The following is a 21,903-nucleotide window of genomic DNA, read 5'->3' on the forward strand; positions in this document are numbered from 1 at the left end:
TCACCGACAACGCCATGAGCTACCGCCGCGGCAACGCCTGGATCACCGCCTGCACCGAGCTGGGCATCGTTCGGCGGTTCATCCAGCCCGGCCGCCCGTGGACCAACGGCAAGGCCGAACGGTTCAACCGCACCCTGCGCACCGAGTGGGCCTACGCCACCGGCTGGACCAGCAACGACCAGCGCACCACCGCCCTGGACGCCTGGCTGAGGCACTACAACACTGCCCGCAGCCACTCCGCCCTCGGAGGCCACCCACCGATCAGCCGACTGGCCGCGTGAACAACCTGTCCGGTCACGACAGCTAGCCCGCGGCGACCACGCGGTCGGTGACGTCGCGCAGCACCGCCGGCCAGTCCTCGAGGACGGCCTCCCGGCCGGTCCGGACGACGACGACGTCGGCGGCCGGGTCGACGTAGACGAACTGTCCCTTGTTGCCGCGGGCGTAGAAGCGGCCCTCCCGCTCGGTGTCGACCCACCACCAGTACTGGTAGTGCTCGGCCGGGTCGGTGGTGGTGTCGCGGCGGGTGGCCTCGGCGACCCACTCGGCGGGGACCACCTGCACGTCCCCGGCGCGGCCCTCGCGGGCGAACAGCAGCCCGAAGCGCGCGAAGTCGACCGCGCGGGCGTTGACCCCGCTCTCCATCTTCGGGAAGCGGGTGGCCTCGCTGTCGGCGCTCCAGCTCGCGTCGGCCTCGGCGCCCATCGGGCCCCACAGCACCTCGGCGGCGTACTCCTCGACCGGCCGGCCGACGGCCCGCTCCAGCGCCAGCCCGACCAGCAGCGGGTTGTAGTTGTTGTAGAGCCAGGTGCGCCCCGGCGGCTCGGCGACCTCGACGGTGAGGGCGAGCGCGCGCAGGTCGGGGTCGTAGTAGGTGCGGGCGTCGTCGCTCCACGGCAGGCCCTGCTCCTCGTAGGCCAGGCCGGAGGACATCGTCACCAGGTGCCGCAGGGTGACGCGGGCGGTGTCGGGGTCGCGCTCGAGCAGCTCGGGCACGTAGTCGGTGACCGGGTCGTCGAGACCGCCGATCTCCCCGCGCGCGATCGCGATGCCCACCAGCGTGGACAGCACCGACTTCGCCACGGAGAACGAGGTCTGCAGCGACTCGCGGGACTGGCCCTCGCCGTACTGCTCGACGAGCAGCTCGTCGCCGCGCAGCACGAGGAACGCCGTCGTCCGCGTGCGGTCGAGCAGCGCGTCGAGGTCCTCCTCGCCCGACCCGGGCACGCTCACCCCGTCGAGGACGCCGGCCGGCAGCGAGCCGGGGCGCAGCGGCAGCGGGGTGTCCCCGGCCGGGATCGGGAGCGCGGGGAAGCGGAGCCGGTCGTCGACGTCGGCGTCCATCCACACGACCGCCCGCGCCACCCCGGAGGTGTCCAGCGACGCCCGCGCCCACAGCTGCAGCCCGCCGGCGACGACCGCGGTCCACACCAGGACGGCGGCCAGCGCGGCGGCGACCAGCCCGCGCCGGCGGCGGACCGGCCGCGTCACCGCCCACGCCAGCAGGACGCCGAGGACGAACGGGACCGACAGCCAGGCGACGTGCACGGCACGCGACCCTAGGTCCTGCGCGCCCCGGAACGACCGCGGCCGGCGCCCCCGGGTGGGGACGCCGGCCGCGAGCGCGGGTGCCGGGGCTACGCCGTGTAGGGGGCGCCCAGCGGGTCGACCGTCGGGTACGAGTCGACGGACTCCGCGAGGCGGTCGGCGGCCCAGTCGCCGTCGCCGAGCAGGTGGTCGATGGCGGTCAGCCGGCTGGTGTAGTGCCCGACCGAGTACTCCGCGGTGACCCCGATGCCGCCGTGCAGCTGGATGGCCTCCTTGCCGACGTGGCGCCCGGCGCGGCTGGTCTGCAGCCGCGCCCGGTTCCCCGCCGCGACGACGTCGCCGCCGGCGTCGGCCACCATGCTGGCCCACAGCGCGGTGCTGCGGGCCAGCTCCAGCGACACGTACATGTCCGCCGCCCGGAAGGTCAGCGCCTGGAACCGGTTGAGCGTGACCCCGAACTGCTTGCGCGTCTTGAGGTACTCGGCGGTGGTCCGCAGCGCGGTGTCCATCGCCCCGACCGCCTCGTTGGCGTAGGCGATCCGGGCGAGGGCCTGGGCGCGCTCGACGTCGGCGCTGCGGTCGGCGGTGCCCTCACCGAGCAGCTCGGCGGGCGTGCCGTCGAGGGTGAGGTTGGCCGCGCGGCCGCCGTCGTGGGTGCGGTAGCCGGTCCGGGTCAGGCCCGCGGCGTCACCCCGGACGAGGAACAGCGCGGTGCCGCCGTCGACGACCGCGGAGACCACCAGGACGTCGGCGCGGGCGCCGCCCGGCACCGGCTCCTTGACGCCGGTCAGCCGCCAGCCCTCGCCGTCGGGGGTGGCGGTGACGGCCGACGCCGAGGGGCTCCACCGGGCGGCCGGCTCGGCGTGCGCGAACGCGAGCACGCTCGAGCCCTCCGACAGCGGCCCGAGGACGGCGCTGCGCTGCGCGGCGGTGCCGACGGCGGCGACCAGGCCGCCGGCCAGCACCACGGACTCGACGAAGGGCTCGGGTGCGAGGACGCGGCCCATCTCCTCGGCGACGATGCCGACCTCGACCGGGCCGGCGCCCATGCCGCCGTCCGCCTCGGCGAAGGGCAGGCCCAGCACCCCCATCTCGGCCAGCTGCGCCCAGGTCTTCTCGTCGAAGCCCGGGTCGGTGGCGACCACCTGGCGGCGCCGCTCGCTGTCGCCGTAGGCGCGCTGCAGCAGGCCGCGCACGGCCTCCCGCAGGTCGTTCTGCTCGCTGTCGTAGGTGAAGTCCACTGCTAGCTCACAGCCCCAGGATCGTGCCGGCGATGATGGTCCGCTGGACCTCGTTGCTGCCTCCGTAGATGGAGACCTTGCGGTAGTTCAGGTACTCCGGCGTGGCCACCCGGGCCCAGTCGGGGACCTGCGAGCCGCCGTCGGCGAAGGAGGCCAGCGAGAGCGGGCCGGCGATGTCGACGATCAGCTCGGTGGCCGCCTGCTGCAGCTCCGAGCCGCGGAGCTTGAGCACCGACGAGGCCGGGTGCGGCTTGCCGTCGGCGGAGTTGGCCACGACGCGCAGCGCGGTGAGCTCGAGGGCGAGCAGCTCGTTCTCCAGCTCGGCGATGCGGGCGGCGGTGCGGGGGTCCTCCGACAGCGGGCGGCCGCCGGAGGTGACCTCGCGGGCGTGCTGCTTGGCCTGCGCGATGAGCTTCTTGGTCGCGCCGACGCGGGCGATGCCCACCCGCTCGTTGCCGAGCAGGAACTTGGCGTAGTCCCAGCCGCGGTTCTCCTCGCCGATCAGGTTCTCGGCGGGCACGCGGACGTCCTCGAAGAAGACCTCGTTGACCTCGTGGCCGCCGTCGATGAGCTGGATCGGGCGCAGCGTGACGCCGGGGGAGTCCATCGGGAAGACCAGCATCGAGATGCCGCGCTGCTTCTTCTCCGCCGTCGGGTCGGTGCGGACCAGGCAGAAGATCCAGTCGGCGTACTGGCCGAGGGTGGTCCAGGTCTTCTGGCCGTTGACCACCCAGTCGTCGCCGTCGCGGACGGCGGTGGTGCGCAGCGAGGCCAGGTCGGAGCCGGCGTCGGGCTCGGAGAAGCCCTGGCACCACCAGATGTCGAGGTTGGCGGTGGCCGGCAGGAAGCGCTCCTTCTGCTCCTGGTTGCCGAAGGTCGCCACGACCGGGCCGATCATGCTGGTGTTGAACGCGAGCGGCTCGGGCACGCTGGCCAGCTGCATCTCCTCGCGCCAGATGTGGCGCTGCAGCGGCGTCCAGTCCCTGCCGCCCCACTCCACCGGCCAGTGCGGCACGGCGAGCCCGGCGGCGTTGAGGACCTGCTGGGCCTCGACGTACTGGTCGCGGGTCAGGTGGCGGTGGGCCGCGATCGTGTCGCGGATCTCCTGCGGCACCTGGGTGGTGAAGAAGGTGCGCATCTCATCCCGGAAGGCCTCCATCTCCGGGGAAAGCTGCAACCGCATGGGACCTCTCTCCTGACGGCGTCCTGGCACGCCGTCTCGACGTGTTCCCCGACGATCCCACACCGGTTACTCGGGAGTACGTCGGACTCCCGGGCGCCGCGGGCGTGTCCGGGCCGCAGGATGGGCCGGTGCCCGGGGGAGACCGCCTGCTGCTGGCCGCGGTCCTCCTCACCGCCGCCAACCTGCGCGCCGCGATCGCCGCGGTGGGCCCGGTGCTCGACGACGTGCGGGCCGACCTGGGGCTGTCGGCCGCGGCCGCCGGGCTGCTGACCGCGCTGCCGGTGCTGTGCTTCGCGCTGCTCGCGCCGGCCTCGGCCGCGGCCGGGCGGCGGCTGGGCGCGGGGCCGGCCGTCCTCGGGTCGCTGCTGCTGCTCGCCGTCGCCCAGGGGCTGCGGGTGCTCGACGGGTCGCCGGTGCTGCTGGCCGGCACCCTGCTGGCCGGCGCGGCGATGACGGTGGGCAACGTGCTGCTGCCGGCGGTGGTCAAGGCGGGGTTCGGCCGGTCGGCGGGCACGGTGACCGGGCTCTACACCGCGGCGCTGGTGGCCGGTGCCGCGGCCGGCGCCGCGCTCACCGCGCCGCTGGCGGCCGTGCTGGGCTGGCGGGGTGCGCTGGCGGCCCAGGGGCTGCCGGCGGTGGTGGCCGCCGCGGTGTGGGCGCGGGCGGCCCGGCGCGCCGTCGCCGCCGGCCCGGCCGCGGCGGCGCCCACGGGCGGCGCGGCGCTGTGGCGCTCGCCGGTGGCCTGGGCGGTGACCGCGGTGCAGGCCCTGCACTCGACGCTGTACTTCTCGCTCACCGCGTGGCTGCCGACGCTGCTGGCCGACCGCGCCGGCGCCGACGCGGCCACCGGCTCGCTGGCCGCGTCGGTGTTCCAGGTGCTCGGGATCGCCGGCAGCCTGCTGGTGCCCGCGGTGCTCGCCCGCCGGCCGGGCCAGACCGGGCTCGCGCTCGCCGTCGCGGCGCTGTGGACCGTGCCGGTCGCCGGGCTGCTGGTGGCCCCCGGCGGCTGGCCGCTGTGGGCGGGCCTCGGCGGGCTCGCGCAGGGCGCCGGCATCGCGCTGGCGGTGACCCTCGTCGTGCTGCGCTCGGCCGACGCCGGAACCGCCGCCCGGCTGTCGGGCATGAGCCAGCTGGTCGGCTACGGCGTCGGCGCGGCGGGCCCGGTCGTGGTCGGCGCGCTGTCGCAGGCGAGCGGCGGGTGGACCGCGCCGCTGCTGCTCCTGCTGGCGCTCGGCGCCGGGCTGGCGGCGGCCGGGGTGGCCGCCGCCCGCCCGGTGCGGATCGGCTGAGCGCGGATCAGGGGAGGCACACGACGTCGGCGAGCACACCGCCGTCGTCGGTGAGCCGCTCGGGTGCGGGGCTGTCGTAGACGACGAGCAGCCGGCCGTCCTCCGGCGCGCCGAGCAGGCCGATGCCCTCGGCGTGGTCGTCGCCGTCGCCGAAGGGGAGCACCAGCTCGCGGGTGAGCAGGTCGCCGCGGACGACCGTCGGCTCCTCGCACACCAGCGCGCCGTGCCAGCGGTAGACGTACACCGGGCCGTCGAGGTCCATGGTCGGCCCGGCGAGCACCAGCAGGTCCTCGCCGTGCGGGCACAGGTCGCGCACGCCGAGGCCGGCCAGCCGCAGCACGTGCTTGCGGTAGCGGCGCCCGTCGGGGAACCTGCGCAGGCGCAGCCGGGCGGGGTCGCGCTCGTCGACCTCGGGCCGCAGCTCCAGCACGACCGCCCAGCCGCGCAGCACCGGCCCGCGCAGCCCGAGGTACACCCGGTCGCCGGCGACGGCGATGCCCTCGACGTCGAGGCCGTTGTCCTTGCTCGGGATCGACAGGAACGGGCCGAGGTGCTCGTCGTCGGCGAGCAGGTCGCGCAGGTCCTTGCCGCGGGCGCCGAAGACGGCGGCGCTGCGGCTGCCGTCGTCCTTGACCAGGGTGGGCAGCCCGTCGACGTCGACCACCGGGATCCGCACGAGGACCTGCCGCCGCGGCTGGCCGGTCACGGTCGCCAGCCGGCGCAGCGCCTTGGCGCCGTCGTGCTCGTCGCGGATCCGGCGGCGGCGCAGGCTGTGCGAGCCGACCGCCCACACCGCGCCGTCGTGGCGGGCGATGCCCTCGATGTCGGCCTCCTCCTCGACGTCGGGGCCCGTGCCGCCGGGGAGGGGCACCAGGTCGGCGAGGGAGAAGGTGGTCTGGTCGCCGTAGCTCGTGGGGTGGGCGGGGTCGTCGGCGACGAGCCGCTCGATGGTGGCGGTCTCGTCGCCGGCGACCCACAGCACCGGCCCGTCGCTGCGGACGGCGGAGAGGTTGGTGTGCGTCAGGCTCGCCCGGGAGGTCGAGCCGAACCGGAGGGTCACCGTGCGGGTCGTCGTCACGGGCGCGCACTGTGGCACGGGTCGGCGCTGTCCGGGGCCCTCCGGTGCGTCGTACCGTTCGGCATGGATCTCGTCTGTCCCAAGTGCCAGGGCACGATGCGCACCTACGAGCGCAACGGCGTCCACGTCGACCAGTGCTCGGAGTGCCGCGGCATCTTCCTCGACCGCGGCGAGCTCGAGCGGCTGATCGACGCGGAGAACTCCTGGCACGGCGCGGCGGCCGGTGCCCGGCCCGGCCCGCAGGCCCAGCAGCACGGCGCGCCCCACCAGCAGTACGGCGCGCCCCACCAGCAGTACGGCGCGCCCCAGCAGCACGGCGCGCGGTACCCGGACGCGGGCGGCGCGGGCCTCGGCGCGGTGGTGAACGAGGTGCTCGGCGCGGTGAGCCGGTCGTCGTCGCACGGGTCGGGCCACGGCGGCCACGGCTCGCACGGCAAGAAGCGCAAGGAGTCCTTCCTGTCCGACCTCTTCGGCTGAGGGCGGCCGTTCCAGCACGTCACCACGCGGGCAGCCGTGCTCTGAGTCCCCGGCGGACTCAGGGCACGACTGCGCACGGCAGGACCACCCGGCCGGCCGCCGGTAGGTTCTGCGGCCGTGGCGGGGCGGGAGCTGGTCGTGCTGGGCACCGCCAGCCAGGCGCCCACCCGCACCCGCAACCACAACGGCTACCTGCTGCGCTGGGACGGCCGCGGCTTCCTGTTCGACCCCGGCGAGGGCACGCAGCGGCAGATGCTGCTGGCCGGGGTGCCCAGCAGCGCCGTCCACCGGGTGCTGGTCAGCCACTTCCACGGCGACCACTGCCTGGGTCTGCCCGGCGTCGTGCAGCGGATGTCGCTCGACGGCGTCGCGCACCCGGTGGTGGCGCACTACCCCGCGTCGGGGCAGGTCTTCTTCGACCGGCTGCGGCACGCCTCGGTGTTCGCCGACCTCGTCGACGTCCGGGAGGGGCCGGTGCACGGCGACGGCGTCCTCGCGCAGGACCCCGCCGGGACCATCGAGGCGCGGCGGCTCGAGCACCCGGTGCCGTCCTTCGGCTACCGCCTCGTCGAGCCCGACGGCCGGCGGATGCTGCCCGACCGGCTCGCCGCGGCCGGGGTGGCCGGGCCCGACGTCGGCCGGCTGCAGCGCGAGGGCGCCGTGCGGGTGGGGGAGACGACGGTGCGCCTGGAGGACGTCAGCGCCCCGCGCCCGGGGCAGCGGTTCGCCTTCGTCATGGACACCCGGCTGTGCGACGGCGTCGCCGCGCTCGCCGAGCGCGCCGACCTGCTGGTGGTCGAGTCGACCTTCCTCGACGGGGACGCCGCGCTCGCCCACCGCTACGGTCACCTGACCGCGCGGCAGGCGGCGCGGGTGGCGGCGCAGGCGGGGGTGCGGCGGCTGGTGCTCACCCACTTCTCGCAGCGCTACGACGATCCCCGCCGCTTCGAGGACGAGGCCCGCTCGGAGTACGGCGGCGACCTCGTCGTCGCCGCCGACCTGCAGCGCGTGCCGGTGCCCCCGCGCGCGGTGGGTGAGCACGGCCGGGGCGGGTAGGCCGGGGGACCGCCGCCCCGAGGAGGACCCCCATGACCCGGCTCGACGCGACGACGCTGTCCCGGCTGAGCCCGTCGGTGTGGACCCCGCGCTACGACCGGTCGGCGGTGCGGACCGGGATCGTGCACCTCGGCGTCGGCGGCTTCCACCGCTCGCACCAGGCGGTCTACGTCGACCGGCTGCTGGAGTCGGGGCAGGGGCAGGACTGGGGGATCTGCGGGGTCGGCGTGCTGCCCGCCGACCGGCGCATGCAGCAGGTCATGGCGGCGCAGGACTGCCTCTACACGGTGGTGGTCAAGCACCCCGACGGGTTCCTGGACGCGCGGGTGGTCGGCTCGATCGTGGCGTACCTGCTCGCGCCCGACGACCCCGAGGCGGTCGTGGAGAGGATGGCCGCGCCCGGGACCCGGATCGTGACGCTGACGGTGACCGAGGGCGGCTACAACACCTCACCCGACACCGGCGCCTTCGACACCACCGACCCCGGCGTCCTCGCCGACCTGCGACCCGGCGCGGCACCCCGGACGACGTTCGGTCTGGTCACCGAGGCGCTGGTGCGCCGCCGCGAGCGCGGGCTGGCCCCCTTCGCGGTCGCCTCCTGCGACAACATCCCCGGCAACGGGCACCTGGCCCGCGACGCGTTCGCCGCCTTCGCCGCGCTGCGCGACCCCGCGCTCGGGGAGTGGGTGGCCGCCGAGGTGCCCTTCCCCAGCTCGATGGTCGACCGGATCACCCCGGTGACCACCGACGCCGACCGGGCCGCGCTCGCCGCGATGGGCGTCGAGGACGCCTGGCCGGTGGTCTGCGAGCCGTGGACGCAGTGGGTGCTCGAGGACCGCTTCCCCGGGGGACGGCCGCCGCTGGAGGACGTCGGCGTGCAGCTCGTCGACGACGTCGCGCCCTACGAGCTGGTGAAGCTGCGGCTGCTCAACGCCGGTCACCAGGTGCTCGGCCACCTCGGCCGGCTCGTGGGCCACGAGTACGTGCACCAGGCCTGCCAGGACCCGCTGCTGCGGGAGTTCCTGCTCGGCTACCTCGACGACGAGGCCACCCCCACCCTGGCCCCGGTGCCCGGCGTCGACCTGCGGCGGTACAAGGCCGACCTGGTGGGCCGCTTCGCCAACCCCGCCGTCCGCGACACCCTCGCCCGGATCTGCGAGAACGCCTCCGACCGCATCCCCCAGTTCCTCCTGCCGGTGCTGCGCGCCGACCTCGCGGCGGGCCGGGAGATCCGCCGGTCGGTCGCGGTCCTCGCCGGCTGGGCGCGCACCGCGGACGGCACCGACGACGCCGGCCGGCCCCTCGGGCTGAGCGACCCGCGGCGCGACGCGCTGCTCGCCCGGGCCCGCGACGCCGACCCGCTGGCCTTCCTCCGCGAGACCGACGTCTTCGGGGACCTGGCCGAGGACCCGCGGGTGGCCGCCGCCTTCACGGCCACCCTCACCTCGCTGCGGCAGCGGGGGACGCGCGCCACCCTGGCCGACCTCGTCCGCGGGCCCCGGGCCCGGACGGCCGGGTAGAACGGTGGGGTGTTCCCCGGCACGACCTACGAACCCGACTGGTTCGGCCTGCTCGGCCGCGAGGTGCTCCGCGAGCGCCGGGCGGCGCTGATCGCCGAGGCGTGCGCGTGGAGCGTGGGCCTGTCCGACCGGCCGCACCACCTGCGGCTGCGCGGCCGGCTGGTGGCCACCGGCTCGACGATCGGCGACCGCGCCGCGCACGGCCAGCCGCTGTCGGGGGAGGAGGACGGCCGGATCGAGCTCGGCGACGCCCGGCCCGGGAGCTTCCAGGACGCGCTCAACGCCGTCGACGCCGACGGGGTGGTGTTCGCCGACCGGTTCGACCGGGAGGTGATCGAGCCGTTCGTGCACGAGACGTGCGTGCTCGCCGCCGACCGCGCCCGCCGCACCCGGCCGGCCCAGTGGGCCGAGCTGCTCGACGAGCTGGGGGAGGACCCCGGCCAGGCCGACCCGGCCGACGTCCTGCGGGCCGGCGAGTGGGAGGAGCCGCTGCGCACCGAGGCCGAGCACCTCGTGCTGGCCGCGCTGGGCCGCGCGCCGCTGCTGGAGGTGGAGTCCGAGGGGCTGCCGCTGTCGCTGGTGCGCGCCGCCGAGGCCACCGCGCGGGCCGCGGCGGAGCCCTCGCCGGCGCGGGAGCCGGACGAGGGCCTGTCGGGTGCGCTGTTCCTCGCGCTGGCCGCCGTCCGGGAGGCCGGGCTGCCCACGCCGGTGCCGCCGGACGGTGCCGGCCGGCTGCTGGCGGTCCTGCTCGAGCAGGGGCTCGAGCCGGGGGAGGTCACCGGGGTGCTGCCGCACCTGCCGCTGGCGGAGGGGACCGCCGGGCGGGTGCGCGACCTGCTCAGCTGAGCGGCAGGCCGGTGTAGTTCTCGGCCAGCTCGCGCGCGGCCGCCTCGCTCTCGCACACCCGGCGCAGCTGGGACAGCTGCAGCTCGGCGTCGAAGGGGTCGCCGGTGGTGTGCAGCATCGAGGTCATCCACCAGGAGAAGTGGGTGGCCCGCCAGACCCGCCGCAGCGCGGTGTCGGAGTAGGCGTCGGCGAGGTCGGTCTCCTTCTCCTGCAGCAGCCGCACCAGCGCGCGGGAGAGCAGCACGACGTCGGCGACGGCGAGGTTGAGGCCCTTGGCGCCGGTGGGCGGCACGATGTGCGCGGCGTCGCCGGCGAGGAACAGCCGGCCGCGGCGCATCGGCGCGCTGACGAACGAGCGCATCGGCAGGATCGACTTCTCCAGCACCGGGCCGGTGCTGATCTCCCAGCCCTCGTGCGCGAAGCGGGTGGCCAGGCCCGACCAGATGCGGTCGTCGGACCAGTCCTCGATCCGCTCGCCCGGGTCGACCTGCAGGTACAGCCGCGACACCGACGGCGAGCGCATCGAGTACAGCGCGAACCCCTCGGGGTGCCACGCGTAGATCAGCTCGTCGGTGGCCGGGGCGGCGTCGGCGAGGATCCCCAGCCACGCGTAGGGGTAGGTGCGCTCCCACAGCCGCTGCTGCGTGCCCTCGGCGACGACGGCGCGCGAGGGGCCGTGGAAGCCGTCGGTGCCGGCGACGACGTCGCACTCGAGCACCTGCCCGACCCCGTCGGCGTCGGTGAACCGGATCCGCGGGCTGTCGGTGTCGACGTCCTCGATCGCCACGTCGGAGACCTCGAAGTGCAGCGGCGGGCCGCCGGCGAGCTGGGCGGCGATCAGGTCCTTGACCACCTCGGTCTGGCCGTAGACCCACACCCGGCGGCCGCACAGCGCGGGGAAGTCCAGCGTGGCGCGGGTGCCCGGGTACTGCAGGTGGATGCCGCGGTGCTCGAGGCCCTCGCGGTGCAGCCGGTCGCCCAGCCCGGCCTCGGTGAGCACGTCGACGGTGTTCTGCTCGAGGATGCCGGCGCGGATGCGGGCCTCGACGTAGGCCCGCGGCCGGTTCTCCAGCACCACCGAGTCGACGCCCTGCAGCGCCAGCAGCCGCGACAGCAGCAGGCCGGCCGGGCCGGCGCCGATGATCCCCACCTGGGTGCGCATGCCGGCGAGTGTGACCCCGGCGACGCCCCCGGCGACACCGCGTCCTCCCGGTCAGCGGAAGGGCGGGGTGCGGGCCAGCGCCCGCCCGATGCCGCGCGCGGCGACCTCCAGCACCGGCACCAGCCGCGGCAGGTCGCGCCGGTGGCTGGGGACGACGATGCCCAGCGCCGCGGCGACGACGGTGCTCCCGGCCCGCTCCACCCGCACCGGGACGGCCACCGACAGCGTGCCCAGCGACATCTCCTCGGCGGTGCGCGCCCAGCCGCGCCGGCGGACCTCGCCGAGCTCGCGGCGCAGCCGCCCGGGGTCGACGACGGTGTGCCGGGTGGCCCGCACGGGCGCGGCCAGGGCCTCGGCGACGACGTCGTCGGGGGCGGCGGCGAGCAGCACCTTGCCCACGCCGGTGGCGTGCAGCGGCAGCCGGCTGCCGACCTGGCTGACCACCGGCACCGACTCGCGGCCGGAGATGCGCTCGACGTAGAGCGCGCTCGTCCCGTCGCGGACGGCGAGGTGCACGGTGTCGCGGGTGGCGGTGTGCACGTCGAGGAGGAACGGCGCGGCCACCTGCCGCAGCTCGAGCGAGACGGGGGCCAGCAGGCCGAGGTCCCACAGCTTGCGGCCGATCTCGTAGCGGCCGTCGGCGCGGCGGGACAGCGCGCCCCAGCCGGTGAGCTCGGCGAGCAGCCGGTGCGCGGTCGTCAGCGGGGTGCCCGACCGCTCGGCGATCTCGCTGAGCGACAGCCGGGGGGCCGAGGCGTCGAACGCGTCGAGGATCGCCAGGGCGCGGGAGGTCACCGACCGCCCGCGCTCCGCCGAGCCTCCTGCCACCGGTGGAGTCTCCCAGCCAGCGGAAGCCCCGGGCCCCGGGCCTTGCCGCTCCCGCCGGTGGACCGGTGTGCTGGGCGCGACGCCCGGGAGGTGGGCATGACCGAGACCGTCCGGCTGCCGCTGGCCTACCACGACACGGCGGTGGCCAGCTCCTACCACCTGGCGTCGGCGGAGGCGGTCGCCGCCCTCCTGCCGCGGCGCGGGGGCCGGCCGCTGCTGCGGCCGATCCCGCTGCCCGGCGGCCGCACGCCGGTGGCGGTGCACGCCTACCGCTACCGCACGGTCACCTGGACCGGCACCGGCGGCGCGACGCACACCCTGGCGCCCTACGGCGAGGTCGGCGTGACCGCCGGCGTCCTCGCCGGGCCGGCCGCGCGGGGCGGAGCCCGCCCGGCGACCGGGGGGTTCGTGCTGCAGCTGCCGGTCACCTCCCGGGAGGCCCGCGACCTCGGCCGCGAGGCGTGGGGGCTGCCCAAGTGGCTCGGCGACATGGACTTCCTCGACGCACCCGCCCTGCAGCGGGTCCGGCTGTCCGAGGCCGGCACCGAGGTGCTCGTCCACACCGTGCGGACCCGCGGCCCGGCGCTGCGCGGCAGCTCGTCGCGGACGCTGTGGTCGGTGCGCGACGGGCGGCTGCTGGAGACCCCCATCCCGGTGTCGGCCCGGTGGCAGGCGCACCCGGGACCCGGCGGGGCCGAGCTCGTGCTGGGCGCGCACCGGCTGGCCGCCTGGCTGCGCCGGCTGGAGCTGTCCTCCTCGCCGCTGACCGCCTTCCGCGCCGTCGAGTACCGCAGCACGCTGCCGGCGGGCCGGTCGCTCGGGCCCGTCGACGGCGTGCCCGCCGCCCCGTACCCCGGCAGCGACGCCGCCTCCGCCCGGTTCACCGTGGCCTACCCGGGGACCGCGCCGCTGCCGCAGTATCCCGAGGTGGCCGTCCGCTGACGTCCTGGAACGGCCCCGCTGCAGGGACCCGCCGCGAGCCTGCGAGCGGGGGGGGCAACGGGGTCCTCCGACTAGCCGGCCACCAGCTCCGCGTCCAGCGCCGCCCACGGGCCCAGCGCCGCGCCGGCGGCGCGCTCGCGGGCCTCCTCGTCGGGGCCCAGCGCGGCCCGCAGCGCCTCGCGCAGCCGGTCGGCCAGTGCCTGGTGCGGCGTCCACCGCGCCACCCCGAGCCCGGCCCGGGCGGCCTCGGCCGCGCCGACCAGCCGGGCGGCGGCCGCGGTCCGGCCCTGTGCCAGGGCCAGCCCGGCGAGCACCTCCAGGCAGGAGGCCAGGCCCTCCAGGTCGCGGGTGCGGCGGTGCAGGACCGCGGCCTCGTCCAGCCGGGCCCGTGCCCGGGCCAGGTCACCGCCCATCAGCGCGGCCAGCGCGAGGGTGTCGGTCAGCAGCGCGGCGAGCTGGTCGTCGGCGGCGGCGCGGGCCAGGCCCAGCGCCTCGGTGGCGACGCGCTCGGCCGCTGGCAGGTCACCACCGGCCAGCGCCACCGCCCCGCGCAGCATCGCGCTGAAGGCCACCGACCAGCCGTCGCCGCTGCGGCGCAGGTGGTCGAGGGCCTCGTCGAGCAGCGCGACGACGCGGGGGTCGCCCGGCGGCAGCGTCATCGCCTGGACGCCCAGTGCATGGCCCAGCAGCCAGGCGTCGTCGCGGGCCCGGGCGTCCGCGACCACGCCGTCGACCAGGGGCGCCGCCGTGTCCGGGGAGCCGAGCGCGATGCGCATCGCGGCCCGCGACCAGGTCAGCCGCCCGGCCAGGTCGGGGGGCAGCGCGGCGGCCGAGGGCAGCGCCGCGGTCTGCTCGGCCAGGCCGGCCATGTCCGGCAGCAGCCCGCGCGCCCACCACCAGCGGGTCAGCGGCGCGGTCAGCCGCACGGCGAGCTCGGCGCGGTCGGTGGCCACCGCCCAGCGCACCGCGGCCCGCAGGTCGGTGGTCTCGGCGTCGAGCCGGGCGCGCCACAGCTGCGCCGCCGGGCCGGCCAGCCCGGAGGCGGCGTCGGCGCCCATCGCGGCCAGGTGCTGCGCCCACCGCACGCGGGTGGCCTCCTCCTCGCCCCGCTCGCGCAGCCGCTCGGCGGCGTAGGCGCGCACCAGCTCCAGCATGCGGAAGCGCGGCTCGCCGTCCCCGGTGTCACCGGGGGTCACCAGGCTGTGCCCGACGAGGTCCGACAGCGTCTCGACGACGTCGAGGTCGCCGCCCACCGCCTCGGCGGTGTCGAGCGTGCAGCCGTCGGCGCACACCGACAGCCGCGCCAGCAGCGCCCGGCCGCGCTCGTCGAGCAGGTCGTGGCTCCAGGCGATCGTGGCCCGCAGGGTGCGCTGCCGGTCGGGGACGTCGACGTCGAGGTCGCCGAGGTCGAGCGCGCGGTCGAGGCGGGCCAGCAGCAGCCGCGGGGGCAGCGTGCGCACCCGCGCGGCGGCCAGCTCCACCGCCAGCGGCAGCCCGTCGAGGCGGCGGACGAGCTCGGCGACCGGCCCGGCCGTGGCGTCGGTGAGGGTGAAGGAGGGGTCGGCCTGCCGGGCGCGGGCCACGAACAGCTCGACGGCGGGGACCTCGCGCACCGCGGCGACGTCACCGGCGCCCCGCGCCGGCGTCCCCAGCGGCTCGATCGGCACGTCGTGCTCGCCGCGCAGCCGCAGAACGGTGCGGCTGGTGACCAGCAGCTGCGTGGCCGGGCAGCGGGCGAGCAGCGTGGCCAGGTGCGGGGCGGCCGCGGTCACCTGCTCGAGGTTGTCGACGACGAGCAGCGCGTGGCGGCCGGCCAGCCGGTCGGCCACCAGCTCCAGCAGCGGACGGCTGCCCTCGGCCGACACCCCCACCGCCTCGGCGACCGCCCCGGGGACGTCGGCGGGGTCGCGGACCGCGGAGAGGTCGACGAACCACACGCCCTCCCGCTCGTCCTCGACCGCGGCGGCCGCGGCCAGCGCCAGCCGGGTCTTGCCGATGCCGCCCGGGCCGGTCAGGGCCACCAGCCGCACCGCGGGGTCGCGCAGCAGGCCGGTGACCGTGGCCAGCTCGGCGGTGCGGTCGACCATCGGCGTGGGCGGCGTCGGCAGCCAGCCCGCCGCCAGCCCCGGCGGGGCGCCCACCGGCCGGCCGAAGCGCTCGCTGAGCAGCACCGCGAGGTCGTCGGCCACCCGGTCGGCGAGCTCGGCGGGGTCGCGGTAGGGGGTGGTGGAGACGCCGCCCTCGGACTGCACCCGCTCGAGCAGCGCGCGCAGCCGCGGGTCGCGGTCGGGCGCCGGCGTGCGGACGTAGAGCAGCCGCGGCATGCCCGCGGACAGGTCGAGCTCGTCCTCCAGGCCCGAGACGGTCATGCCCGGGCCCACCCAGCCGTAGCGGTCGCCGTAGACGCCGACGAACACCTCGCTCTGCTCGAGGTAGGCGCGGTAGAGGTCGCGCGGCGGGTGCGGCCGCGCGCCGAGCTCGAACATCACCGGGGTCAGCCGCAGCCGGGCGATGGCGTCGCGCACGGCCCGCCGCTCGGGGGCGAGCTCCTCGAGCGTGGAGGACACGAAGACCCGCAGCCGCCGGTCGGGGGTCGCGATGGCGGGGAGAGCGGCGCCGGGGACGTCCGCCGCTGCGGTCACGGGCACCTCCCGCCCGGTCGCCGGGCGCCCGGACCGTCCGGGTCGCCGACGCCGGGAGTCTATGGCCTGCGGCGCGGCTCCCGGGCACGGCCGAGACGCCCCGTATCCCGGTGACAGCGCCCCCGCCACGGTGGTTGCATGACGGCGCCCGACGACCGCACGGGGGACGCGCGCACTCGGAGACCCTCGTGCCCCGTGCCCTGAGACAGCCCCTCCCCGTCGCCGCCCGCGGGGCGACGTCGTGACCGGCCACGAGCCCGGCGCCGCGCTGGTCGTCGTCGCCCGCGACGCCGGCGTCCGCACATCCACCACCCGGGAGCTGGAGCGCCGCTACGGCAGCGACTACCGGGTCGTGGCCGGCACCGGCCCGGCCGAGGTGCAGGAGGCGCTGTCGGCCGCCGGCGACCCGCCCGTGGCGGTGCTGCTCGGCGGGCTGGGCGAGGCCGACCCCGACGGGCTGGACGTGCTGCGGGTCTGCCACGCCGCCAACCCCGGCGCGGTGGCGGTGGCGCTGATCCGGTGGGGGGCCTTCGAGACCGCCCGGCCGATCTTCGAGGCGATCACCGTGGGCCAGCTCGACCGCTGGGTCTACGCCCCGCAGGGCCGGGCCGACGAGGAGTTCCACCGCTCGGTCACCGAGATCCTCGACGAGTGGTCCTCCCGGCAGGGCGGCGGCTTCGAGGCCGTCCGCGTCATCGGCGACCGCTGGGACCCCCACGCGCAGCACCTGCGCGACCAGCTCACCCGCAACCGCATCCCGACGGGCTTCTACGAGGCCGGGTCCGCGGAGGGCCGCGCGCTGCTCGACGACATGGGCCTGGCCGAGCCCCGCTTGCCGGTGGTGGCGGTGCGCTTCCGACCCGAGCAGACGGTGCTGCAGGCGCCCACCGACCTGGAGGTGGCCGAGGCGTTCGGGCTGTTCGACCCGCTGGACACCACCGCCGTGCACGACCTGGTCGTCGTCGGCGCCGGGCCCGCGGGGCTGGGCGCGAGCGTGTACGCCGCCTCGGAGGGGCTCGACACGCTGCACCTGGAGTGCGAGGCGGTGGGCGGGCAGGCCGGCACCAGCTCGCTGATCCGCAACTACCTCGGCTTCCCCACCGGCGTCAGCGGCAGCCGGCTGGCGTTCTCCGCCTACCAGCAGGCGTGGGCGTTCGGCACCACGTTCTCCTTCATGCGCACCGCCGCGTCGCTGGTCACCGAGAACGGCCTGCACCGGATCACCCTCAACGACGGCTCGGTGGTGCAGGGGCGCACGGTCGTGGTGGCCACCGGTGCGGCCTGGCGGCGCATCGGCGTGCCGGAGCTGGAGGCCTTCACCGGTCGCGGCGTCTTCTACGGCGCGGCGGTCAGCGAGGCGCCGGCGATGGCCGGCCGGCACGTCTTCGTCGTCGGCGGCGGCAACTCGGCCGGGCAGGCCGCGGTGTACCTCTCGCGGTACGCCGAGAAGGTGACGCTGCTGGTCCGCCGCGCGTCGCTGACCGAGACGATGTCGGACTACCTCATCCGCGAGCTGGTCGCGCTGCCGCGTGTCGAGATCCGGTACCGGGTGCAGGTGGTCGGCGGCAGCGGCAGCGACGTCCTGGAGACCGTCGTGCTGCGCGACCTCGACACCGGCGCCGAGACCGAGGACGCGGGGATGCTGTTCGTGATGATCGGCAGCGAGCCGCGCACCGACTGGCTGGCCGGCACCCTGGCCCGCAACCGCTGGGGCTTCCTGCTCACCGGCTCCTCGCTCACCACCGAGGACGCCTCGCCGGCCTGGCCGCTGGACCGGCCGCCGGCGCTGCTGGAGACCAGCACGCCGGGGGTGTTCGCGGCCGGCGACGTGCGCCAGGGGTCGGTCAAGCGGGTGGCCTCGGCGGTGGGGGAGGGCGCGCTGGCGGTGACGCTGGTGCACGCGCACCTCGCCGAGCTCTCCGGCGCCGCGGCCGGGACCTGACCCCGCCGCCGCCTTCCGTCCAGCGGAGAGCAGCGCTTGGGAGCCGTCCGGCCCGGCCCTACGTTGCCCGGTATGACCCGCACCACCCCCGCGGCGGCTCCGGCGGGGCTGCACCTGCCCCGCTACCTGCGCGAGGACCCCGCCGCGCGCACCCCCGTCGGCTTCGCCGGCTACCGCAGCACCGCGGTGCGCGCGCCGCTGCGGACCCCGGTCGACCTGCCGCACCGGCTCACCGAGGTGACCGGCCCGCTGCTCGGCGAGGACCGCGTGCGCCCCGAGGACGCCGACCTCACCCGGCGCGCCGGGGGGGAGGCCGTGGGCCAGCGGATCGTCGTCCACGGCCGCGTGCTCGACAGCGACGGCCGGCCGGTGCCGCACACGCTGGTGGAGATCTGGCAGGCCAACGCGGCCGGCCGCTACCGGCACGTCGTCGACACCTGGCCGGCGCCGCTGGACCCGCACTTCGACGGCCTGGGCCGGGTCGTCACCGACGCCGAGGGCCGCTACGAGTTCCTCACCGTCAAGCCCGGTGCCTACCCCTGGCGCAACCACGACAACGCCTGGCGGCCGGCGCACATCCACTTCTCGCTGTTCGGCCGCGCGTTCACCCAGCGCCTGGTGACGCAGATGTACTTCCCCGACGACCCGCTGTTCTTCCAGGACCCGATCTACAACGCGATCCCGGAGGCGGCCCGGCCGGCGGCCGTGAGCCGCTTCGACCACTCGCGCACCGTCGACCACTGGGCGCTCGCCTTCGAGTGGGACGTCGTGCTGCGCGGCGCCGACCAGACGCCGTTCGAGACCGAGGACGACGGGGACGTCGCGTGAGCCGGCTGCCCCTGACCCCGAGCGCGACCGTCGGGCCGTACCTGGCCATCGGGCTGACCTGGGAGGACGGCGAGTTCGTCGTCCCCGAGGACACCGAGGGCGCGATCTGGATCCGCGGGACGGTGTTCGACGGCAACGGCGACGTCGTCCCCGACGCGCTGGTCGAGACCTGGCAGGCCGACCCCGAGGGCCGCTTCGACCACCCCGACGACCCGCGCGGCGCCGTCGCCCACCCCGGCTTCCGCGGGTTCGGGCGGGCGCAGACGGTGCCCGACGGCGAGTTCGCGCTGTGCACGCTCAAGCCCGGTCGCGTGCCCGACGGCGAGGGCGGGCTGCAGGCGCCGCACGTCGACGTCTCGGTCTTCGCCCGCGGCCTGCTCGACCGCGTCGTCACCCGCGTCTACTTCGCCGACGAGGCGGAGGCCAACGCCGCCGACGCCGTCCTGCAGGGGCTGCCCGAGGACCGCCGCGCCACGCTGCTGGCGACGCCCACCGACGACGGCTACCGCTTCGACGTGCGGCTGCAGGGGGACCGCGAGACGGTCTTCTTCGCCGTCTGAGCGCGGCTGCGCGCCCGGCGGTGGGGAGGACGACGTGACGGGTCTGTTCGCCGGCACCTTCGCCCGCGGCGGTGCGGCGGCGGCCGTCTCCGACAACGCCTGGATCCGCGCGCTGCTGCAGGTGGAGGCCGCGCTGGCCCGCGCCGCGGCGTCGGTGGGCCTGGTGCCGGCGACCGCGGCCGACGCGGTGGCGGCGGTCTGCGCCGACCCGTCGCGGCTGGACCTCGCCGGCGTCGCCGCCCGCGCCGCCGACGCCGGCAACCCGGTGCCGCCGCTGGTGCGCGCGCTGCAGGACGCGGTGGGGGAGCGTGACGCCGTCGCGGTGCACGTGGGGGCCACCAGCCAGGACGTCGTCGACACCGCGCTGGTGCTGCTGGCCCGTGCGGCGGCCGCGGCGCTCGACGGCGATCTCGCCGCCGCCGCCGACCGGTGCGCGGCCCTGGCGCGCGAGCACCGCGACGACGCCGTGGTGGGCCGCACGCTGATGCAGCAGGCGCTGCCGACGACGTTCGGGCTCAAGGCGGCGGGGTGGCTGGCCGGGCTCGACGGCGCCCGGCTGCGGCTGGCCGAGGTGGTGGCCACGCTGCCGGTGCAGTACGGCGGGGCGGTGGGCACGCTGGCGGCGTCGTCGGGTGCCGGGGTCGCGGTGCGGACGGCGCTCGCCGGGGAGCTCGGGTTGGTGGCGCCCGCCGTGCCCTGGTCCACGGTGCGGCTGCCGGTGGCCGACCTGGCGGGGGCGCTGGGCGCGACCGCCGGGGTGGTGGCGACCGTCGCCGTCGACGTGGTGCTGCTGGCGCAGTCGGAGGTGGCCGAGGTCGCCGAGGCGGGGGAGGGGCGCGGCGGGTCGTCGGCGATGCCGCACAAGCGCAACCCGGTGGCGGCGATCTCGGCGCGGGCGTGCGCGCGGCGGGCGCCGGGGCTGGTGGCCACGCTGCTGGGCGCGATGGAGCAGGAGCACGAGCGCGCGGCCGGCGCCTGGCACGCCGAGTGGCCCACGCTCACCGACCTGCTGGTCGCGGTGGGGTCGGCGGCGTCGTGGCTGGCCGAGAGCCTGCGCGGGCTGCGTCCCGACGTCGCGCGGATGGCCGCGACCGTGGCCGCGGCCGGCGAGGGGTCGCTGGCCGGTGCGCTGGCCGAGGCGCTGGCGCCGTCGCTGGGCCGGGGCGCCGCGCACGACGCGGCCGCCGCGGCGACCCGGGAGGCGCGGGAGCGGGGCCGGCCGCTGGCCGAGCTGGTGGCCGCACGCGACGACGTCGACGCCGCCGCGGTGCTCGCCGCGGCGGCGCCGGACGTGGGGGAGGCCGGCGCGCAGGTGGACGCGGCGCTGGCCGAGCACGAGAGGCTGGTGGAGGGGGCGCCGTGAGCGCGGTCGAGGTCAGCTACACCGTGGACGGGCCGGCCGACGCGCCGGCCGTCGTCCTGTCCAACTCGCTGGGGGCCACCCGCGGGATGTGGGACCCGCAGGTGCCGGCGCTGGCCGAGCGCTACCGGGTGGTCACCTACGACGCGCGCGGGCACGGGGAGTCCCCGGCACCGCCGGGGCCCTACACCGTCGACGACCTGGTCGACGACGTGCTGGCGCTGCTGGACCGGCTCGGGGTGCGGCGGGCGCACGTGGCCGGGCTGTCGCTGGGCGGGATGACGGCGATGCGGCTGGCCGCGCGCGAGCCGGCGCGGGTGGACCGGCTGGCGCTGCTGTGCACCTCGGCGGCGCCCGATCCGCAGGGGTTCCTCGACCGGGCGGTGCAGGCGCGCGCCGGGGGCACCGCGCCGCTGGCGCCGGCGATCGTCGGCCGGTGGCTGACGCCGGCGTACGCCGCGCAGCACCCGGACCTGGTGGCGCGGCTGGAGGCGATGATCGCCGGGGCCGACGACGAGGGCTACGCGTCCTGCTGCGAGGCGGTCGGCTCCTTCGACGGCCGCGGGGACCTCGCCCGGATCACCGCGCCGACGCTGGTGGTGTCCGGCGCGCAGGACCCGGCGCTGCCGCCGCCGCACCAGCAGGCGATCGCCGACGGGGTCGCCGGGTCGACGCTGCTGACCGTCGACCCGGGCGCGCACCTGCCCAACCTGGAGCAGCCGCTGGAGGTCACCGGGGCGCTGCTGGCCCACCTCGACGGGGCGGGCCGGCACGCGTGAGCGAGGACCTGTCGACCGACGACGCGCGGCGGGACGCGGGGATGCGGACCCGGCGCGAGGTGCTCGGCGACGCGTGGGTGGACCGGGCGGTGGCCGGCACGACGCCGTTCACCGCGGACTTCCAGGACTTCATCACGCGGACGGCCTGGGGTGACGTGTGGCAGCGGCCCGGCCTGGCGCGGCGGGAGCGCAGCATCGCGACGCTGTCGATCTGCGTCGCGCTGCGGCACTGGGACGAGTTCGCGCTGCACGTGCGCGCCGCGGTGCGCAACGGGCTGGGCGAGGCCGAGATCGCGGAGGTGCTGCAGCACGCCGCCGTCTACGCCGGGGTGCCGGCCGCCAACCACGCGTTCAAGGTCGCCGGGCCGATCCTCGAGGAGATGCGCGCCGGCTGAGTGGGCTCAGGGGCCGCCCCGCGCACAGCCCCGCGCAGGGTGGGACGCTGCGCCGAACCCTGCCCCTGAGCAGGGCAGGGCCCGGCGCAGCGTCAAGCGGCGGGGACGAGTGGTGTCGGGGCGAGGGGTGCCGGACGGTGATCTCGCTGCCGTCGGGTCGCCAGGTGCGCCAGCGGCCGTCGGGTTGGCGTTCGACGCGGAAGCCGTGGTGGTCGGCCCTCGCGTAG

The 21,903-nt window shown here is 77.0% G+C and carries 20 protein-coding genes; 13 read left to right on the forward strand and 7 right to left on the reverse strand.

Annotated features, from left to right (window positions below; genetic code table 11):
- On the forward strand, positions 1 to 281 hold a 281-nt coding region (locus tag CHC04_RS08060; RefSeq protein WP_141233735.1), incomplete at its 5' end, for an integrase core domain-containing protein.
- 22 nt (positions 282 to 303) lie between these two features.
- Here the strand turns inward: CHC04_RS08060 and CHC04_RS08065 are convergent.
- The 3 genes from CHC04_RS08065 to CHC04_RS08075 form a co-directional block, all read right to left on the reverse strand.
- A complete protein-coding gene (locus CHC04_RS08065; protein ID WP_089403431.1) occupies positions 304 to 1,548 on the reverse strand; it encodes a serine hydrolase domain-containing protein in 1,245 nt (414 codons plus the stop codon).
- A gap of 89 nt (positions 1,549 to 1,637) precedes the next feature.
- Complete coding sequence (locus CHC04_RS08070; protein WP_089403432.1) at positions 1,638 to 2,789, reverse strand: acyl-CoA dehydrogenase family protein; 1,152 nt, start codon at positions 2,787 to 2,789, stop codon at positions 1,638 to 1,640.
- A gap of 7 nt (positions 2,790 to 2,796) precedes the next feature.
- Positions 2,797 to 3,972, reverse strand: coding sequence for an acyl-CoA dehydrogenase family protein (locus tag CHC04_RS08075; protein WP_089403433.1), 1,176 nt, complete (start codon positions 3,970 to 3,972; stop codon positions 2,797 to 2,799).
- Between the two features lie 128 nt (positions 3,973 to 4,100).
- Here CHC04_RS08075 and CHC04_RS08080 point away from each other — a divergent pair, with 128 nt between their 5' ends.
- A complete protein-coding gene (locus CHC04_RS08080) occupies positions 4,101 to 5,261 on the forward strand; it encodes an MFS transporter (protein WP_176449892.1) in 1,161 nt (386 codons plus the stop codon).
- Positions 5,262 to 5,268: 7 nt separating this feature from the next.
- Here the strand turns inward: CHC04_RS08080 and CHC04_RS08085 are convergent, their stop codons facing one another.
- Positions 5,269 to 6,339 (reverse strand): DUF3616 domain-containing protein, encoded by a 1,071-nt coding sequence (locus CHC04_RS08085; RefSeq protein ID WP_089403435.1) that lies wholly within the window; start codon positions 6,337 to 6,339, stop codon positions 5,269 to 5,271.
- A 63-nt stretch (positions 6,340 to 6,402) separates the two neighbouring features.
- Between CHC04_RS08085 and CHC04_RS08090 the strand changes: the two genes are divergently transcribed.
- From CHC04_RS08090 to CHC04_RS08105, 4 genes are all read left to right on the forward strand, one after another.
- Complete coding sequence (locus tag CHC04_RS08090) at positions 6,403 to 6,816, forward strand: TFIIB-type zinc ribbon-containing protein (protein WP_089403436.1); 414 nt, start codon at positions 6,403 to 6,405, stop codon at positions 6,814 to 6,816.
- A gap of 117 nt (positions 6,817 to 6,933) precedes the next feature.
- Positions 6,934 to 7,872 (forward strand): ribonuclease Z, encoded by a 939-nt coding sequence (locus CHC04_RS08095; RefSeq protein ID WP_089403437.1) that lies wholly within the window; start codon positions 6,934 to 6,936, stop codon positions 7,870 to 7,872.
- Between the two features lie 32 nt (positions 7,873 to 7,904).
- Complete coding sequence (locus CHC04_RS08100) at positions 7,905 to 9,392, forward strand: mannitol dehydrogenase family protein (RefSeq protein WP_089403438.1); 1,488 nt, start codon at positions 7,905 to 7,907, stop codon at positions 9,390 to 9,392.
- 9 nt (positions 9,393 to 9,401) lie between these two features.
- On the forward strand, positions 9,402 to 10,238 hold the full coding sequence (locus CHC04_RS08105; protein ID WP_089403439.1) for a hypothetical protein: 837 nt from the start codon (positions 9,402 to 9,404) through the stop codon (positions 10,236 to 10,238).
- On the opposite strand, the gene CHC04_RS08110 is transcribed toward CHC04_RS08105, so the two are convergent.
- Positions 10,231 to 11,400, reverse strand: coding sequence for a 4-hydroxybenzoate 3-monooxygenase (locus CHC04_RS08110; RefSeq protein WP_089403440.1), 1,170 nt, complete (start codon positions 11,398 to 11,400; stop codon positions 10,231 to 10,233). The genes CHC04_RS08105 and CHC04_RS08110 overlap by 8 nt on opposite strands.
- A 51-nt stretch (positions 11,401 to 11,451) precedes the next feature.
- Complete coding sequence (locus CHC04_RS08115; protein WP_089403441.1) at positions 11,452 to 12,228, reverse strand: IclR family transcriptional regulator; 777 nt, start codon at positions 12,226 to 12,228, stop codon at positions 11,452 to 11,454.
- 96 nt (positions 12,229 to 12,324) lie between these two features.
- On the opposite strand from CHC04_RS08115, the gene CHC04_RS08120 reads away from it, so the two are divergent.
- A complete protein-coding gene (locus CHC04_RS08120; RefSeq protein ID WP_089403442.1) occupies positions 12,325 to 13,170 on the forward strand; it encodes an acetoacetate decarboxylase family protein in 846 nt (281 codons plus the stop codon).
- A gap of 71 nt (positions 13,171 to 13,241) precedes the next feature.
- Here the strand turns inward: CHC04_RS08120 and CHC04_RS25225 are convergent, their stop codons facing one another.
- Positions 13,242 to 15,812 carry an ATP-binding protein gene (locus CHC04_RS25225; protein WP_176449893.1) on the reverse strand — a complete coding sequence of 857 codons (2,571 nt, stop codon included), beginning with the start codon at positions 15,810 to 15,812 and terminating at the stop codon, positions 13,242 to 13,244.
- Positions 15,813 to 16,053: 241 nt separating this feature from the next.
- Here CHC04_RS25225 and CHC04_RS08130 point away from each other — a divergent pair, with 241 nt between their 5' ends.
- From CHC04_RS08130 to pcaC, 6 genes are all read left to right on the forward strand, one after another.
- A complete protein-coding gene (locus CHC04_RS08130) occupies positions 16,054 to 17,754 on the forward strand; it encodes an NAD(P)/FAD-dependent oxidoreductase (RefSeq protein ID WP_141233736.1) in 1,701 nt (566 codons plus the stop codon).
- A 72-nt stretch (positions 17,755 to 17,826) separates the two neighbouring features.
- Positions 17,827 to 18,582 (forward strand): protocatechuate 3,4-dioxygenase subunit beta, encoded by a 756-nt coding sequence (gene pcaH / locus CHC04_RS08135; RefSeq protein ID WP_089403445.1) that lies wholly within the window; start codon positions 17,827 to 17,829, stop codon positions 18,580 to 18,582.
- Positions 18,579 to 19,142: a protocatechuate 3,4-dioxygenase subunit alpha gene (gene pcaG, locus CHC04_RS08140; RefSeq protein ID WP_089403446.1), complete on the forward strand. Its 564-nt coding sequence runs from the start codon at positions 18,579 to 18,581 to the stop codon at positions 19,140 to 19,142. Before pcaH ends, pcaG begins: the two co-directional genes overlap by 4 nt.
- A 34-nt stretch (positions 19,143 to 19,176) precedes the next feature.
- Positions 19,177 to 20,505, forward strand: coding sequence for a 3-carboxy-cis,cis-muconate cycloisomerase (gene pcaB, locus CHC04_RS08145; RefSeq protein ID WP_176449894.1), 1,329 nt, complete (start codon positions 19,177 to 19,179; stop codon positions 20,503 to 20,505).
- Complete coding sequence (gene pcaD, locus CHC04_RS08150) at positions 20,502 to 21,281, forward strand: 3-oxoadipate enol-lactonase (protein WP_089403447.1); 780 nt, start codon at positions 20,502 to 20,504, stop codon at positions 21,279 to 21,281. Before pcaB ends, pcaD begins: the two co-directional genes overlap by 4 nt.
- Positions 21,278 to 21,676, forward strand: coding sequence for a 4-carboxymuconolactone decarboxylase (gene pcaC, locus CHC04_RS08155; RefSeq protein ID WP_089403448.1), 399 nt, complete (start codon positions 21,278 to 21,280; stop codon positions 21,674 to 21,676). Before pcaD ends, pcaC begins: the two co-directional genes overlap by 4 nt.
- Positions 21,677 to 21,903: the final 227 nt, after the last annotated feature.

The organism is Geodermatophilus saharensis, from assembly GCF_900188205.1.
Lineage (GTDB): Bacteria > Actinomycetota > Actinomycetes > Mycobacteriales > Geodermatophilaceae > Geodermatophilus > Geodermatophilus saharensis.